The organism is Levilactobacillus tujiorum (genome assembly GCF_012641185.1).
GTDB classification, from domain to species: domain Bacteria; phylum Bacillota; class Bacilli; order Lactobacillales; family Lactobacillaceae; genus Levilactobacillus; species Levilactobacillus tujiorum.
Genome location: NZ_JAAXLK010000002.1, coordinates 42,641 through 56,041, shown reverse-complemented (window position 1 = coordinate 56,041; position 13,401 = coordinate 42,641). Strand labels below are relative to the sequence as shown.

12 protein-coding genes are annotated in these 13,401 nt (G+C 50.2%); 3 read left to right on the top strand and 9 right to left on the bottom strand.

Annotated elements, in window-relative coordinates:
- Positions 1–37: 37 nt before the first annotated feature.
- The 4 genes from HF569_RS01105 to HF569_RS01090 all read right to left on the bottom strand — a co-directional run bounded on the left by HF569_RS01105 (position 38) and on the right by HF569_RS01090 (position 3,661).
- Positions 38–1,054, bottom strand: coding sequence for an L-threonylcarbamoyladenylate synthase (locus HF569_RS01105; RefSeq protein WP_168901022.1), 1,017 nt, complete (start codon positions 1,052–1,054; stop codon positions 38–40).
- Positions 1,055–1,082: 28 nt separating this feature from the next.
- On the bottom strand, positions 1,083–1,925 hold the full coding sequence (prmC, locus tag HF569_RS01100) for a peptide chain release factor N(5)-glutamine methyltransferase (RefSeq protein WP_168901021.1): 843 nt from the start codon (positions 1,923–1,925) through the stop codon (positions 1,083–1,085).
- Complete coding sequence (gene prfA / locus HF569_RS01095; protein ID WP_168849534.1) at positions 1,918–3,003, bottom strand: peptide chain release factor 1; 1,086 nt, start codon at positions 3,001–3,003, stop codon at positions 1,918–1,920. Before prfA ends, prmC begins: the two co-directional genes overlap by 8 nt.
- A gap of 70 nt (positions 3,004–3,073) precedes the next feature.
- Positions 3,074–3,661 (bottom strand): thymidine kinase, encoded by a 588-nt coding sequence (locus HF569_RS01090; protein ID WP_168901020.1) that lies wholly within the window; start codon positions 3,659–3,661, stop codon positions 3,074–3,076.
- Between the two features lie 205 nt (positions 3,662–3,866).
- On the opposite strand from HF569_RS01090, the gene HF569_RS01085 reads away from it, so the two are divergent.
- Complete coding sequence (locus tag HF569_RS01085; protein ID WP_168849536.1) at positions 3,867–5,216, top strand: MurT ligase domain-containing protein; 1,350 nt, start codon at positions 3,867–3,869, stop codon at positions 5,214–5,216.
- Complete coding sequence (locus tag HF569_RS01080; RefSeq protein ID WP_168901019.1) at positions 5,213–5,917, top strand: type 1 glutamine amidotransferase; 705 nt, start codon at positions 5,213–5,215, stop codon at positions 5,915–5,917. Before HF569_RS01085 ends, HF569_RS01080 begins: the two co-directional genes overlap by 4 nt.
- Positions 5,918–6,453: 536 nt before the next feature.
- Here the strand turns inward: HF569_RS01080 and HF569_RS01075 are convergent.
- The 3 genes from HF569_RS01075 to HF569_RS01065 all read right to left on the bottom strand — a co-directional run bounded on the left by HF569_RS01075 (position 6,454) and on the right by HF569_RS01065 (position 11,145).
- A complete protein-coding gene (locus tag HF569_RS01075) occupies positions 6,454–7,464 on the bottom strand; it encodes a serine hydrolase domain-containing protein (RefSeq protein ID WP_168901018.1) in 1,011 nt (336 codons plus the stop codon).
- Between the two features lie 113 nt (positions 7,465–7,577).
- Positions 7,578–9,419 (bottom strand): ABC transporter ATP-binding protein, encoded by a 1,842-nt coding sequence (locus HF569_RS01070; protein WP_168901017.1) that lies wholly within the window; start codon positions 9,417–9,419, stop codon positions 7,578–7,580.
- Positions 9,412–11,145 (bottom strand): ABC transporter ATP-binding protein, encoded by a 1,734-nt coding sequence (locus tag HF569_RS01065; RefSeq protein ID WP_168901016.1) that lies wholly within the window; start codon positions 11,143–11,145, stop codon positions 9,412–9,414. Before HF569_RS01065 ends, HF569_RS01070 begins: the two co-directional genes overlap by 8 nt.
- Before the next feature lie 171 nt (positions 11,146–11,316).
- On the opposite strand from HF569_RS01065, the gene HF569_RS01060 reads away from it, so the two are divergent.
- On the top strand, positions 11,317–11,646 hold the full coding sequence (locus tag HF569_RS01060) for a hypothetical protein (RefSeq protein ID WP_168849541.1): 330 nt from the start codon (positions 11,317–11,319) through the stop codon (positions 11,644–11,646).
- A 90-nt stretch (positions 11,647–11,736) separates the two neighbouring features.
- On the opposite strand, the gene HF569_RS01055 is transcribed toward HF569_RS01060, so the two are convergent.
- Both HF569_RS01055 and HF569_RS01050 read right to left on the bottom strand, forming a co-directional pair.
- Positions 11,737–11,943: a hypothetical protein gene (locus tag HF569_RS01055; RefSeq protein WP_168849542.1), complete on the bottom strand. Its 207-nt coding sequence runs from the start codon at positions 11,941–11,943 to the stop codon at positions 11,737–11,739.
- Between the two features lie 99 nt (positions 11,944–12,042).
- Positions 12,043–13,167 carry a GGDEF domain-containing protein gene (locus HF569_RS01050; protein WP_168901015.1) on the bottom strand — a complete coding sequence of 375 codons (1,125 nt, stop codon included), beginning with the start codon at positions 13,165–13,167 and terminating at the stop codon, positions 12,043–12,045.
- Between the last annotated feature and the right edge of the window lie 234 nt (positions 13,168–13,401).

The following is a 13,401-nucleotide window of genomic DNA, read 5'->3' as shown; positions in this document are numbered from 1 at the left end:
CCAAATAGGTATTTTAACTTTCAACCTTCAGCTATCATCACTTCGTAAAGTGTTGTTGCCCAGCGGACTTGTTCAAACGGTTCATGTAGGCTGCCCCTAAACCTTCTGCCGCAAACCCTTGCGCCAAGATTCCCGTCACTGGGGATTCGAGGTCGTAATGCCGCAATCCGGCGAATAAGCGGTGGCTGGCACTCGTCATGTCGGCGCCTAGTGAAAAGGCTTCGGTATTCGCCGGCAACGTGGCACTGGCTAACGTGTGGTCCAAGGCCATGACGCCAATCGTTCCCGGTTGTTGCGCTGCCCAAGCCAACGCCGCGGGCCAGTCTTCCTCACGATCCACAATTGTCACTTGAGCATTGGGCGCATAGTGCTTGTATTTCATCCCCGGTGCCTTAGGAATTTCTCCCTGGCTGACCTTATGATGGTTAGACTGCACCGTCCCAATCACGGCTTCCAGTTGCTCCTCAGTCACGCCGCCCGGCCGCAAAATGGTCGGCACCGCCGTTGACATATCCAGCACCGTTGATTCAACGCCCACCTCAGTCGGGCCATCGTCTAAAATACCCGCGATTTTCCCATTGAGATCGTGATACACGTGCTTAGCCAACGTGGGACTAGGCTTGCCAGAGGTGTTGGCTGATGGCCCCACTAACGGCACGCCGGCCGCCTTTATTAAATCAAGCGTAACCTGATTGGCCGGATTACGGAAAGCCGCCGTGGTTAAACCACCAGTAACCGCCTTCGACAATTTTCCCGGTTGCAATTCAAAAATCAGGGTCAATGGTCCCGGCCAAAAAGCCTTGATTAAGGCCTCCGCTTTGGCCGACAGCGGTTGCGCATACTGTTTAACCGTCGCTTCACCCGTGACGTGGACAATCAACGGGTTATCGCTAGGCCGGCCCTTGGCCAAGTAAACCTGTTTGACGGCGGCTTCATTCGTAGCGTCGGCCCCTAAACCATAGACTGTTTCCGTGGGAAAAGCCACGAGTTCGCCGGCCCGAATAGCTGCCGCCGCCTCATCAATCTGATCTGGTTGAAAAATCTTTGTTTCCATAAATTCTCTTCTCTCCCATCGCCAAAAGCTAAAGTTGCACGCGCACCATGCGATCGTGTCCGTTAATATCCGTTTTCACCGTGACCGTGGCGTTCGGCAGCGCATCCGTAAAGATAGATTTAACTGCCGCGCCCTGTTGGTAACCTATTTCCGCAAAGAACTGACCACCTGGCAATAGGTAAGTGGCCAGTTCTTGGGCGAACCGTTCATAGAAGTCTAACCCATGATTGGCCGCGTACAGCGCCTGTTCCGGCTCGTACCGTTTGACGGATTCATCCATCACGACGGTCTCCGCCCGATCAATGTACGGCGGATTAGACACAATCACATCGAACCTTTGATGACTGACCGGCGCAAATAAGTCTCCCGTCGTAAACGTGACCGGCGTCGTCAGTCGCTGTGCATTCTCCTGGGCAACGGCAACCGCTGCCGCTGAAATATCGGTAGCCGTCACCTGCCAGGCGGGTCGTTCCGCTTTCAAGGTCAGCGCAATCGCCCCACTGCCGGTTCCAACATCCAATATTTGCAGGGGGGCTGCCCGCGTGACCGCGAGAATCCAGCTCACCAATTCCTCCGTTTCCTGGCGCGGAATCAACGTGGCTGACGTCACCCGAAAGTCACGCCCATAAAAGGACGCTCGTCCCAAGACGTACTGTGCGGGCTCTCCCGCGGCAACGCGCTGGAGCTGCTCCTGAAAGGTGTGGTACTCCGCAACCGGCATCGTATCACGGTAATGTAGGACCAATTGCGTAAACGTCCACCCGTGCGCTTCCGTCAGCAGGTACTGGGCCGCACTTGGATCCTGTTTTGCCCCCGCCAATAGCGTCTGCCCCTGCCGTAGGGCCACGAGGTAAGTCGGCTGATTAGCCATTATTCTTCAGATCTTCGAGCTTAGCCGCTTGATCCGACAAAATCAACGCATCAATAATGTCATCAAGTTCCCCGTTCATGACCCGGTCCAACTTGTTCAGTGTCAAGCCAATCCGGTGATCGGTTACCCGGTTTTGGGGGTAGTTGTAGGTCCGAATACGTTCTGAACGGTCCCCAGTTCCCACTGCAGATTTCCGTTCGGCGTTATAGGCACTCTCTTCTTGTTGCTTGTAGTAATCATAGACCCGTGCCCGCAAAATTTGCATGGCTTTGGCCCGGTTCTGTTGCTGTGACCGTTCGTCTTGCATGGCAACCACGATTCCGGTTGGCAAGTGGGTCATCCGCACGGCTGAAGAGGTCTTGTTAATGTGTTGGCCACCGGCACCAGAAGACCGGTAAACGTCAGTCCGAATGTCCTTAGGATCGATGTCAATATCAACGTCTTCTTCTTCCGGCATAACCCCTACCGTAGCCGTACTCGTGTGCACCCGACCAGCGGATTCAGTTACGGGGACCCGTTGAACCCGGTGCGCACCGTTTTCATACTTCAGCTTGGAATAGACCTTGTCCCCGGTAATCATCATGACAATTTCCTTGAAGCCACCGACTTCGGTCGCGTTCTCATCGACAATTTCCGTCTTCCAGCCCTGGCGTTCGGCGTACTTGGAGTACATGCTGAAGAGATCCGCAGCAAATAAGCTGGCTTCATCCCCACCAGCAGCCCCGTGGATTTCCATAATAATGTTTTTGTCATCGTTAGGGTCCTTAGGCAATAAGAGGATCTTAATGTCTTCTTCGAGCTTCTCTTTTTGTTCGTTTAAATCCTTTAACTCATCCTTGACCATGGCGTCCATGTCATCATCAAGCTTTTCCCGCAACATCTCATCGTCATCCTTGATCTGTTGGGTCACGTTTTGATATTGGTGGTACTTGTCAACCGTTTCCCGCAACTCTCCTTCTTCCTTTGAGAGCGCCATAAAACGCTGCGTATCCGCAATGACTTCCGGATCACTAATTAATTCATTCAGCTCGTCGTAACGGTCCGCGACCGCTTGGAGCTTGTCAAACATTTCATCCATTCGATTAACCTCGTTTCAATTTTGATGTTTCTTAGTTGTCGTCAGCTTTTGATAGCGCCTGAGCCGTCACCTACGACTTACGCATCTGATCCAACGGTGGATTGAAATAATGCCGCCGACAGACTGGGTAGTAGGCCTCGTTTCCGCCGATCTGAACCTGTTCGCCCTCATAGACGGGTTTCCCGTCATGGAACCGCAGATTCATGATGGCCTTCTTCGTGCAGAACCAGCAAATCGTCTTCATTTCTTCAATTTTATCTGCATAAAGCAAGAGGTACTTTGACCCCTCGAACAATTCGTTTTTGAAATCATTCTTCAAACCAAACGTCATGACTGGAATCTTTAATTCATCCACGACTTTGGCCAATTGGAGGACGTGTTCCTTCTTTAAAAACTGAGCTTCATCAATTAAGACACAGTTGGCGTGTGCATCAATTCGCTTAATTTCGTCGTACAGGTTAGTCTGCTCAAAGATTGGATGTGCTTGTCGTTTCAACCCGATGCGACTGGCAATATACCCCACCTCATCGCGAGTATCCAATCCACTTGTCATGATAATGACCCGCTTGTGTTGTTCCTCATAGTTATGAGCGACCTTCAAGATTTCAATGGTCTTTCCACTATTCATTGCACCGTACCGAAAAAATAGCTGCGCCACGTTATTCCCACCTTTTTTGACAGTTTCCATCTATTATAGCTGATTAGGCTGGAAAATTCGACCGTGAGCTGGGTAAAGTTCTTGGGATTTTACCAAAGTTCAGGCATACCGCTCCCCTAAACGTTGAAAAAATGCTAAAATTAAGGCTTGAATATTAAGGAACCCGACATTTAAAAATTTGTCGCGATTAAGGAGCGAAATATCCATGTCATTAAGAAGCGGCTTTGCCACCTTCGCGGGGAAATCCTCTTACTGGTTTCTCCATACGTTTCTTCACGGGGGCAGTTCTCTGCCCGGGAAGATTACGCTGAAGTTGGATCCTAACATTTTACGTACGCTGGGGGCCAAGTATGACGTCATTGTCATTACTGGGACCAACGGGAAGACCTTAACCACTGCGTTAACCGTCTCCGTCTTACATCAAAAATACCCGACCATTTTGACTAATCCTACCGGTTCCAACATGGAACAGGGGATCGTGACGACGTTCCTAAACGCCAAGCACCCTAAAACTGGTCGTCCCTTGGCCGTTTTAGAGGTCGATGAAGCCAATGTCATCAAGGTTACCCAGTACATTGAGCCCAAGGCATTTGTCTTCACTAACATCTTCCGCGATCAAATGGACCGTTACGGCGAAATCTACACGACGTACCAGAAAATCCTAGATGGTGTGGCGCTGGCACCTAACGCAACCATCATCGCAAACGGTGATTCGCCAATTTTCCATTCCAAAGAATTGCCCAACCCGATCGAATATTACGGGTTCGACGACCAACCTGACCAAGACTTGAAGGCCAAGCCCAACACGGATGGTGTCCTCTGCCCCGTCTGCGAGCACATTTTACACTACCACTCGTTGACCTACAGTAATCAGGGGAAGTATTTCTGCCCCAACTGTGGCTTTGAACGGCCTGAGCTGACCTACCGCCTGACTAAGCTAGGTGAGCAAACGCCAACATCCTCTGAATTTGAGGTTGACGGTCATGCCTTTAAGATCGGCGTTGGCGGGACCTACAATATCTACAATGCCCTCGCGGCTTACTCAGTGGGCCGTTTCATGGGCGTGGCCCCTACTCAGATTGCCCGGGCCTTCAACGGTAACCAGCAAGTGTTTGGCCGCCAAGAAGTGATCGACGTTGATGGTAAACAAGTCACGATCATTCTGGTTAAGAACCCCGTTGGTCTCGACCAAGTGCTCCACATGATCGGTACCGATAAAGAAAAGTTCTCCCTGGTCGGTCTCCTCAACGCGAATTACGCGGACGGGATTGATACCAGCTGGATCTGGGACGGCGACTTCGAGCAACTCACACAGCGAGACATTCCCGCGGTGATCACCGGTGGCGAACGCTACAAGGATATTACTTTCCGCCTCAAAGTTGCCGGGATTCCCGATGACAAGCACATCGTCGAACCTGATCTGGAAAAAGTGGTCGATGAAATCAAGCAAGTCCCAACTCAGCGGGTCTACGTACTGGCAACCTACACGGCCATGCTTCAAATGCGGAAGATCCTAGCAACTAAAGGGTACATCAAGGAGGGATTAGGCGTATGAGTTATGAATTAAACGTTGCCCACCTTTACGGCAACTTGATGAATACCTATGGTGACGTCGGCAATATCTTGGCCTTAAACTACTATGCCAAGCAAATGGACGTGCACCTAAATGTTGATATCATCAGTCTAGAAGAAGACTTCCACGCCGCCGACTACGATCTCGCCTTTTTCGGTGGTGGTCAGGACTTTGAACAGACGATTGTTTCCCAAGATATCCAGACCAAGAAGGCCGAGCTCACCAAATTCATCGAATCTGGCGGTCCCCTGCTGGCGATCTGTGGTGGCTTTCAACTACTCGGTCATTACTACATCGGTGCTGATGGCGAAAAGCTACCTGGGATCGGGGCACTCGACCACTACACGTTGGCCCAAGACCACAACCGGTTTATTGGCGACATCGTGATCAAGAATCAAGAAACCGGCGAGACTTATCACGGTTTTGAAAACCACCAAGGCCGGACCTTCCTCGGCGCCGGCGAACGGCCATTAGGTAACGTGGTCTCCGGCAAGGGGAATAACGGCGAGGACGGAACGGAAGGCGCTATCTACAAGAACGTCTACTGTTCCTACTTCCACGGCCCGATTCTGACCCGTAACGGCGAGATTGCAAAACACCTATTAGTTGCCGCTTTAAAGCGCAAGTTCCCGGAAGAAGACTTCAGTCAACAAGAAGCCCTGCCAATTCCGGCAACGTTCTAACCCTATCATTTAGAAAAGCAGTGTCACGTCCATCTCGGGCGTGACACTGCTTTTTAATTGCTCTCATAGCTTGAGTAACCATGTTCATCGTAATATTGCCCATCACCTGCGGCTGGCAGAGATTCCGCCTGCTGTGGGGAACGCCTACGGCCTGAGGAGCGGTCCTCCGGCTCGGTTTGAAACCTGACCCAAACCGTCAGTTTTCAAACACGTCCCACGCTGTAAGCCGAAAATCGGCTAACACCGTCGACACAGCTGGCTCCACCTCTGCCCTCCTCCGGTTAAGCTAGTCCTTGAATGACACAATGACACTAGCTAAGATGACAGACGTCATTCGACAGCGATTGATGATATCCATGGAGCCGTGAGTGAGCCAAATTTGGACTCAGCCGTGGGATTTACCAAGTGATCTGCTTGGTAAATGGCGACTTGAAGACGGGTTTTGCGGCTTCAAGCGAGGGGCAAGACCGCTCTATGGCTTGCCCCGTCCTGCCCACAGCGTTCCAGTCCAAATTTGGCGAACGGTAAGGCGGCATTTATTTTTCAGCCAAATAAGTACCGATCACGGCATTTCGTTGGTCGAGGTATGGCAAATTAGGCGCCACTGGATGGACCCGATTCGTCAGGAAGACCATCGCCTGTCGTGCTTGCTGGTCGATCACCAGGTACGTCCCGGTGAATCCCGAATGCCAGATCACCCGGTGAGCTGACGGCCACTGCGACGCCGTAAGTGCCCACCCCAACGACCGGTTAGCCTGCCCGTTCGGGGTCCAATCTGCCGTGAGCCGATGAATCCACGTTGGCGGCAAGACACTGGCTACTTTTTCTGGATAGAGGTACGCCTGACAGAACGTGGCAAGATCCCGGGCCGTACTGAAGAGGCCGGCCGATCCGCAGCGTCGTTGGAGCACATAGCCCTTGGGATCATGCACCTCACCCCGAATTAATCCCCGCTCACGCGTCACCGCCGTGGGCACACACGCTTGCGGCTGCTGGGGCGTAAACGTACTGTGGATCATACCTAATGGCGCTAGGACTCGTCGCTGGACGGCCAACTGAATGGGCTCGTCCAAGACCCGTTCGACGATCCACCCCATGAAAATATAATTAACATCCGCATAGACCATTTGCCGATTAAACGTCGGCCCCACATGTAATTTCAACAACGCCTGCGTCAATGCCGGTGCGGCTAACTGATTTCGATTTGGAATATAACCGCAGATCCCGGACGTATGGGTCAGCAAGTGACGGATGGTTACCCGCCGATCCTGCCACTCCGGCAGCCAATCGCTAACCGCATCAGTTAAATGCAACCGCCCCTGAGCTAGCAGCTGTAAGGTCACACTCAGAGTTCCCACAACTTTCGTCAACGAAGCCACGTCATAGACCATCCCTGATCGCAAGACTTCCGGCCGAGGAACTACAGCTGCGTTTCCCATCACCCCGGTTTCAACCCGATCCTGATCGATAAAGGCATAGCTGACGCCCGGAACAATTCCGTCCGTGAGTAAACGGTGTAGCGCTGCCTTCGTCTGTCGATATGTCATTCCTACCGCCTCAACTTTCTCTCCTCCTCATTCTACCCTGAAATGCTAACCTTTGACCATTGAAATCAGCAAAAAAGGCCAGGACCTGCGCCCTGACCTTTCGTAACGACAAATTAAGCTAAATTATTACCGGCAAATTGACTGTTGTACAGATCGGCATAGAAGCCATCCGCTGCCAACAAGCTTTCATGGTTCCCAGTTTCCACGATGTGCCCGTGGTTCATGACCACGATATTTTCGGCATTTTGAATCGTCGATAACCGGTGCGCAACGACAAAACTCGTCCGCCCAGCCAAGAGCCGTTCCATGGCATGTTGAATCAGCATTTCCGTCCGTGTATCGACCGAACTCGTCGCTTCATCGAGAATCAAGACGTCGGGATCAGCCACGAACGCCCGGGCAATCGTCAACAGTTGACGTTGCCCTTGTGAAATGTTCGTGGCGGCTTCATTCAGAACCGTCTCGTAGCCCTCAGGCAACTGCCGGATAAAGGTATCCGCGTGTGCCGCTTTAGCCGCCGCATAGACCTCATCATCCGTCGCATTCTCACGACCATACCGAATGTTATCCATGATGGTCCCCGTAAAGAGCCACGTATCCTGCAGAACCATCGCAAAGTGCTTACGTAATTCTGGCCGCGCAACGTTAGCGGTTGGCTCGCCGCGATACTTGATCTGGCCGGATCCAACGTCGTAGAAGCGCTCGAGCAAGTTAATGATCGTCGTCTTCCCCGCACCGGTTGGCCCGACGATGGCGACCATCTCACCCGGCTTAACTTTCAGATTGAAGTCTTCGATCAGTGGATTCTCAGGATCGTATTGGAAGGCCACGTTGTCAAATTCAATGACGTTGCCATCCGCCGCTGTTTGGGCCGGTAACGTTGCCGCTGCCGATTCATCCATTTCCTTTTCATCCAAGACCGCAAAGACCCGTTCAGCCGACGCAATCGTCGCTTGAATCGTGTTGGTCAAGTTGGCCATCTGCGTCAATGGTTGTGAGAATTGGTTGGTATATTGCAGGAAGGCTTGCACGTTCCCCAAGCTCACTTGCCCATTAGCAACCTGAATCCCACCAATCACGGCGACTGCCAGATAGTCCAAGTTCTTCACGAAGTTCATCAGAGGAAAGATCAGACTTGAAACAAACTGCGCTTTCCACGCTGATTGGTAATACTTACGGTTATGCTGCTCAAACTGTTCCTGCGTGCTCTCCTCTTGGTTAAAGGTCTTCACCACGGTGTGACCCGCGTAAGTCTCTTCGACCGTATCGTTGAGCAGCCCCAGATGCTTCTGTTGATTAGCAAAGAACCGTTGTGACTTCGGCGCCACAATCATGACCACGACTAAACTCAGTGGCACTGAAATCAGCGCAACCAACGTCAGCCATCCACTAATGGTGAGCATCATGTACAGCACCCCGAAGAAGGTCAGCACACTCGTTACCAATTGAGACAGCGTCTGTTGTAAGGTACCACCAATGTTATCCATATCATTGGCCATCCGCGACATTAAGTCCCCGTTGCTATGGGTATCATAGTAACTAATCGGTAACCGTTGCATTTTTTGCTTAAGGTCTCGTCTGAGACGGTACACGACTTTCTGCGCAATCCAGTTCATGATCACTTGTTGGATCACGTTAAAGATTGCTGCGGCTGCGTACATAATCCCGACGACCAGTAGGATTTGACCAATTTTGCCAAAATCTACCGGGAGGCTGTGAATAGGGATGCCAGCCTTCAGTTCGGCTTGCCCCTTCATCACGCCTTTAAATAACTCAGTGGTTGCTTTCCCTAAAATCTTAGGCGTTTTAATTTGTAAAATAACCGCAATTGCAGCAAATACGAGCACAATCACAATGCCTGGAATCCACCGACCCATGTAGCGAAAGAGCCGAATCGTCGTGCCCCAGAAGCTTTGTGGCCGCTGCTTAGTTGCAGATCCGCGTCCATTACGCATCGACGACATCCCCCTTCCGGAGTTGTGAATCTAGAATTTCTTGGTACGTTTCGTTGTTAGCTTTGAGTTCGGCATGCGTGCCTTGGCCGACGATCTTCCCACCGTCGATCACCAAGATCAGATCAGCATCGGCAACGGTTGAAACCCGTTGAGCAACGATCACCGTCACCCCTTGCTGAACCTGTTCGTCTTGCCGTAAGTCTTGGCGCAACAGGGAATCCGTCTTGAAGTCCAGTGCGGAGAACGAGTCGTCAAAAATATAGACGCTAGCCCGCTTCAGAATCGTCCGGGCGATGACTAAACGTTGCCGTTGACCACCGGAGAAATTATCCCCATCTTGTTCAACCGTCGCGTCCAGGCCACCTTCTTCTTTGACGAAATCACTAGCTTGGGCGATGTCCAGCGCGTGCCAAATCTGATCGTCTGTGGCATCGGGCATCCCATAAACCATGTTGCTACGAATAGTCCCGGAGAACAGCACGGCCTTCTGTTGCGTGATAGACACCGCTTGGTGAAGATCATGCTGGCTGACTGCTGTAAGGGCTGTCCCGTTCAACTTAATCTGCCCACTCTCGGGATCGAATAACCGGGGAATCAGGTTAACCAGTGTTGATTTACCAGACCCCGTTCCCCCAATAATGGCGACCGTTTGGCCAGCAGTTGCTGTGAAGTTCACGTCAGTTAAAGCGAGCTCCTCAGCACCGGTATACCGGAAATTGACGTGATCAAACGTTAAGCTAGCCGCGTCATCGTTTAGGCTGACGGGTTGATCGGCATCGTTAATCTTCGACTTCAGGTCCATCACTTCATTGATCCGTGCTGCTGAGGCTTGCGCCCGGGGCACGAAGACAAAGATCATGGAAACCATCATGAAACTGATGAGAATCTGAGTGGCATATGTCATGAACGCCACTAAATTCCCCACTGCCATTGATTGGCTGGCGATCAGTTGACCACCGTACCAGACGATTCCGATGTTAGTCCCACTGATAATCAGCGTGATGACGGGAAACATCAGTGACACAATCATAAAGACCTTAATCCCAGTTTGGGTATAGTCCTGGTTGGCCCCTTCAAACCGATCTTGTTCGAATTTATCTTGATTAAAGGCTCGAATCACCCGAACCCCCGTTAACCCTTCGCGGAACGTTAGGTTAATCCGATCAATTTTCTTTTGCAGACTCTTAAACAACGGCACAGCGAAATACATGATCGCCCCAGTGAAGATTGCCAAGACTGGCAGTGCCACTAAGAAGACCAAGGTTAGCTTGGGACTCTTGACGTATGCCAAGACACCCGCGCCAATCAGCATAATTGGTGCCATCAACATCATCCGTAACATTTGGACCATTACGTTTTGAATCTGTACCACGTCGTTGGTCGTCCGGGTGATCAGGGACGCATTCCCTACCGTTTCGAATTCTTCGGATGAGGAATACGTGACTTTCTTAAATAGTAAAGAACGAATGCGTTGACCCATCTTTTGCGATTGGGTTGCCGCATAGTACACGTTCCCGGCGGAACCTAACACCCCAATAAAACTCAGCAGAAGCATTTTTCCACCGGTCTGCCAGATGTAGCCAATATCGTTTTGCGCAATCCCTTTGTCAATAATATCAGAGGTTAGCGTTGGCAACGAAAGATCACAGATAACTTGTATGATCATAAAGCCCACAGCAAGGACTACTGCCCACCAGTCCAAGTGTTTTCGGGCAAGTCGCATCATTGAATTTTGGCCTTCTTTCTTCTTTTTACTCTCTGGAAACTGTATAAACTACATATGCGACAATTATACTCGCCTGAAATTCGTTTGCAATAACGGATTATCTCATAGTGAACTACTGGTAAACGCAAAAATATTTGTTACAATATAGACACCGAAGGGAGCAAGAGAACTGTGGCGAGCAACTCTGATTCAATCTATAACGTATTATCCTACATTCACCGACACCAAGACAAAGTGAAGTTCATTCCCCAACCCAATAGTAACGTTGTAACCGTAGGGGTTCCCGACACGGTACCAGTCGCTAACGCTGATATCTATTTCCCCGAAAACCACCTACTGGTTAACCGCATGGGTGATGACTTCCTCGCAAAGAATGGCGATCTATTAGAAGACTTCTTCGCCCGTACCCATAGCTCCAAACTCGATTATCAAGAGGTTTGGATTACCACTGGTTACGTGACGAAGGAACACACTTATCTCGTCGAAATGTCATTCGAATAATTCTGATCCGTCAAAAAAACTCCGGCAGCCGCCGAAGTTTTTTTATTTTAATTAACAACTCAGTTAAATGCTGAGCAGTACACCCCACGCTTAACTGAACAATGCATGTGAGGCCCACAAGCCGCCGCCAATCACGAGTACCGCCACGATGAAGAATCGAAACAGTGCTGCGAAGGCAACGAGAACGATGGCCCCGATAATTACAGTTCCCACAATTCCTAACAACCAGCCTGCCAAGCCGAAAGTTAGGCGTAACAATGGAAACAGTAACAATAAAAGTAGTAATAAGAAAATCACGGTGATCGCTCCAATCCGTCATGACGTTCCATGACTAGAAGATTATTCTACACGAAGCCCCGCCAATTTTCACGAATTCTCACCTGATTTAACCAAAAATTACCCAACCGTGATCTGTTGCCGGCCGTTTTGCTTAGAGTGATATAAGTTGGCATCGACCCGTTTGTAGAAGTCCAACGGGTTACTATCCTTCAAGCTCAACGCGGAGACCCCAATCGAAATGGTCACGTTAATTTCAACGTCGTTATACGCGATCGTCTTGTTCTTAACGGCATCGAAGACGCGTTGCGCGACATCCCTCGTCTGTTCTACCGAATACTCTGGGAAGATAATGTTAAACTCTTCGCCACCGGTTCGGTACAGCACAATCTTCGGGTCGATGTCTTTCAGTGTATTGGTCACGGTTCGCACGACCTGCTTCAAGACTTCATCGCCTGCCAAGTGCCCGTAAGTATCATTCACCCGTTTAAAATGGTCGATATCGAACATAATCATCGACAAATCACGGTCATGCGCGGCACTCTGGTGGAATTCATACCCAATGGCCCGGTCGTACGCCGCAAAGTTTTGAACCTTAGTCAACGTATCCCAGTTGGCCGAACGGAACAGTCGGTCCTTAATCCGTCGGTCCTTGTCCTGAATCTTGAAGTATCCGTACATCAAGACCACCAGCAACAGGTAATTAATCATCTCGTCAAAGTACGTCGACCAAGTTAAGTGCAGGCGTACCTTGACCAAGTACCACAGCGGCGCGGCAAATGCAATCGCAACCGCCGCATAGCGCGTAAACGGCGCACGCCAGAGGTGAGTGCTCTGAATGTACGACACGACGTAGAACAGGCCGAACAGTGCCGTGTAAACCCAAGATAACGGCTGGTTAATGTTGCCGTTCAATAACATGAAGGCAATTCCCGCGAGGAACACGACCCAGTACGGGATTTTGACCTGTAAGAAGTAGGCCACAAAAATTAATAGTAACAGCTGAAAATTCGTAAAAGTCCACGACAAATGGCTATCGCGCACAATTAATTGCAATGCAAATACAGAAGTCACGGCACAAACGACCCCTACGATCGTCTGAACACGTTTAACGTTCACTGGTTTATTCTGCGATTCGGCTTTTGCCGTCGCCCAGTTAAAGATTGACCAGTAAAGTGTGATGACGCCTAAAACGAAAAAGATACTGGTAATCATTGGTGGTACCAGCCAAACTGACCAAGTCATCTGATCAATCTCCTTGTTTTAATAATTTTCCCCAATCGGGACGCAAAACCTGTTTCTCGATTTCGACAAATAAGATTGTCAGTATATTCAATCTATCGTTATAACTATAATCCAATATAGCCAATAATGCCACACCACTATATTACTCTAATTGATTAACTTGTTACACTAAAACCACAAACTGTTTTGGGACAACCCCTATTTTAATTTGGAAAAATAAAGTATGATGGTAAC

What these genes read in the sequence shown, in the direction of transcription:
- HF569_RS01080 (WP_168901019.1), top strand. Translation starts at nt 5,213, where the DNA reads ATGAGTTATGAATTAAACGTTGCCCACCTTTACGGCAACTTGATGAAT.
- HF569_RS01065 (WP_168901016.1), bottom strand. Translation starts at nt 11,145, where the DNA reads ATGATGCGACTTGCCCGAAAACACTTGGACTGGTGGGCAGTAGTCCTT.
- HF569_RS01075 (WP_168901018.1), bottom strand. Translation starts at nt 7,464, where the DNA reads ATGACATATCGACAGACGAAGGCAGCGCTACACCGTTTACTCACGGAC.
- HF569_RS01105 (WP_168901022.1), bottom strand. Translation starts at nt 1,054, where the DNA reads ATGGAAACAAAGATTTTTCAACCAGATCAGATTGATGAGGCGGCGGCA.
- HF569_RS01050 (WP_168901015.1), bottom strand. Translation starts at nt 13,167, where the DNA reads ATGACTTGGTCAGTTTGGCTGGTACCACCAATGATTACCAGTATCTTT.
- HF569_RS01085 (WP_168849536.1), top strand. Translation starts at nt 3,867, where the DNA reads ATGTCATTAAGAAGCGGCTTTGCCACCTTCGCGGGGAAATCCTCTTAC.
- prmC (WP_168901021.1), bottom strand. Translation starts at nt 1,925, where the DNA reads ATGGCTAATCAGCCGACTTACCTCGTGGCCCTACGGCAGGGGCAGACG.
- HF569_RS01070 (WP_168901017.1), bottom strand. Translation starts at nt 9,419, where the DNA reads ATGCGTAATGGACGCGGATCTGCAACTAAGCAGCGGCCACAAAGCTTC.
- prfA (WP_168849534.1), bottom strand. Translation starts at nt 3,003, where the DNA reads ATGGATGAAATGTTTGACAAGCTCCAAGCGGTCGCGGACCGTTACGAC.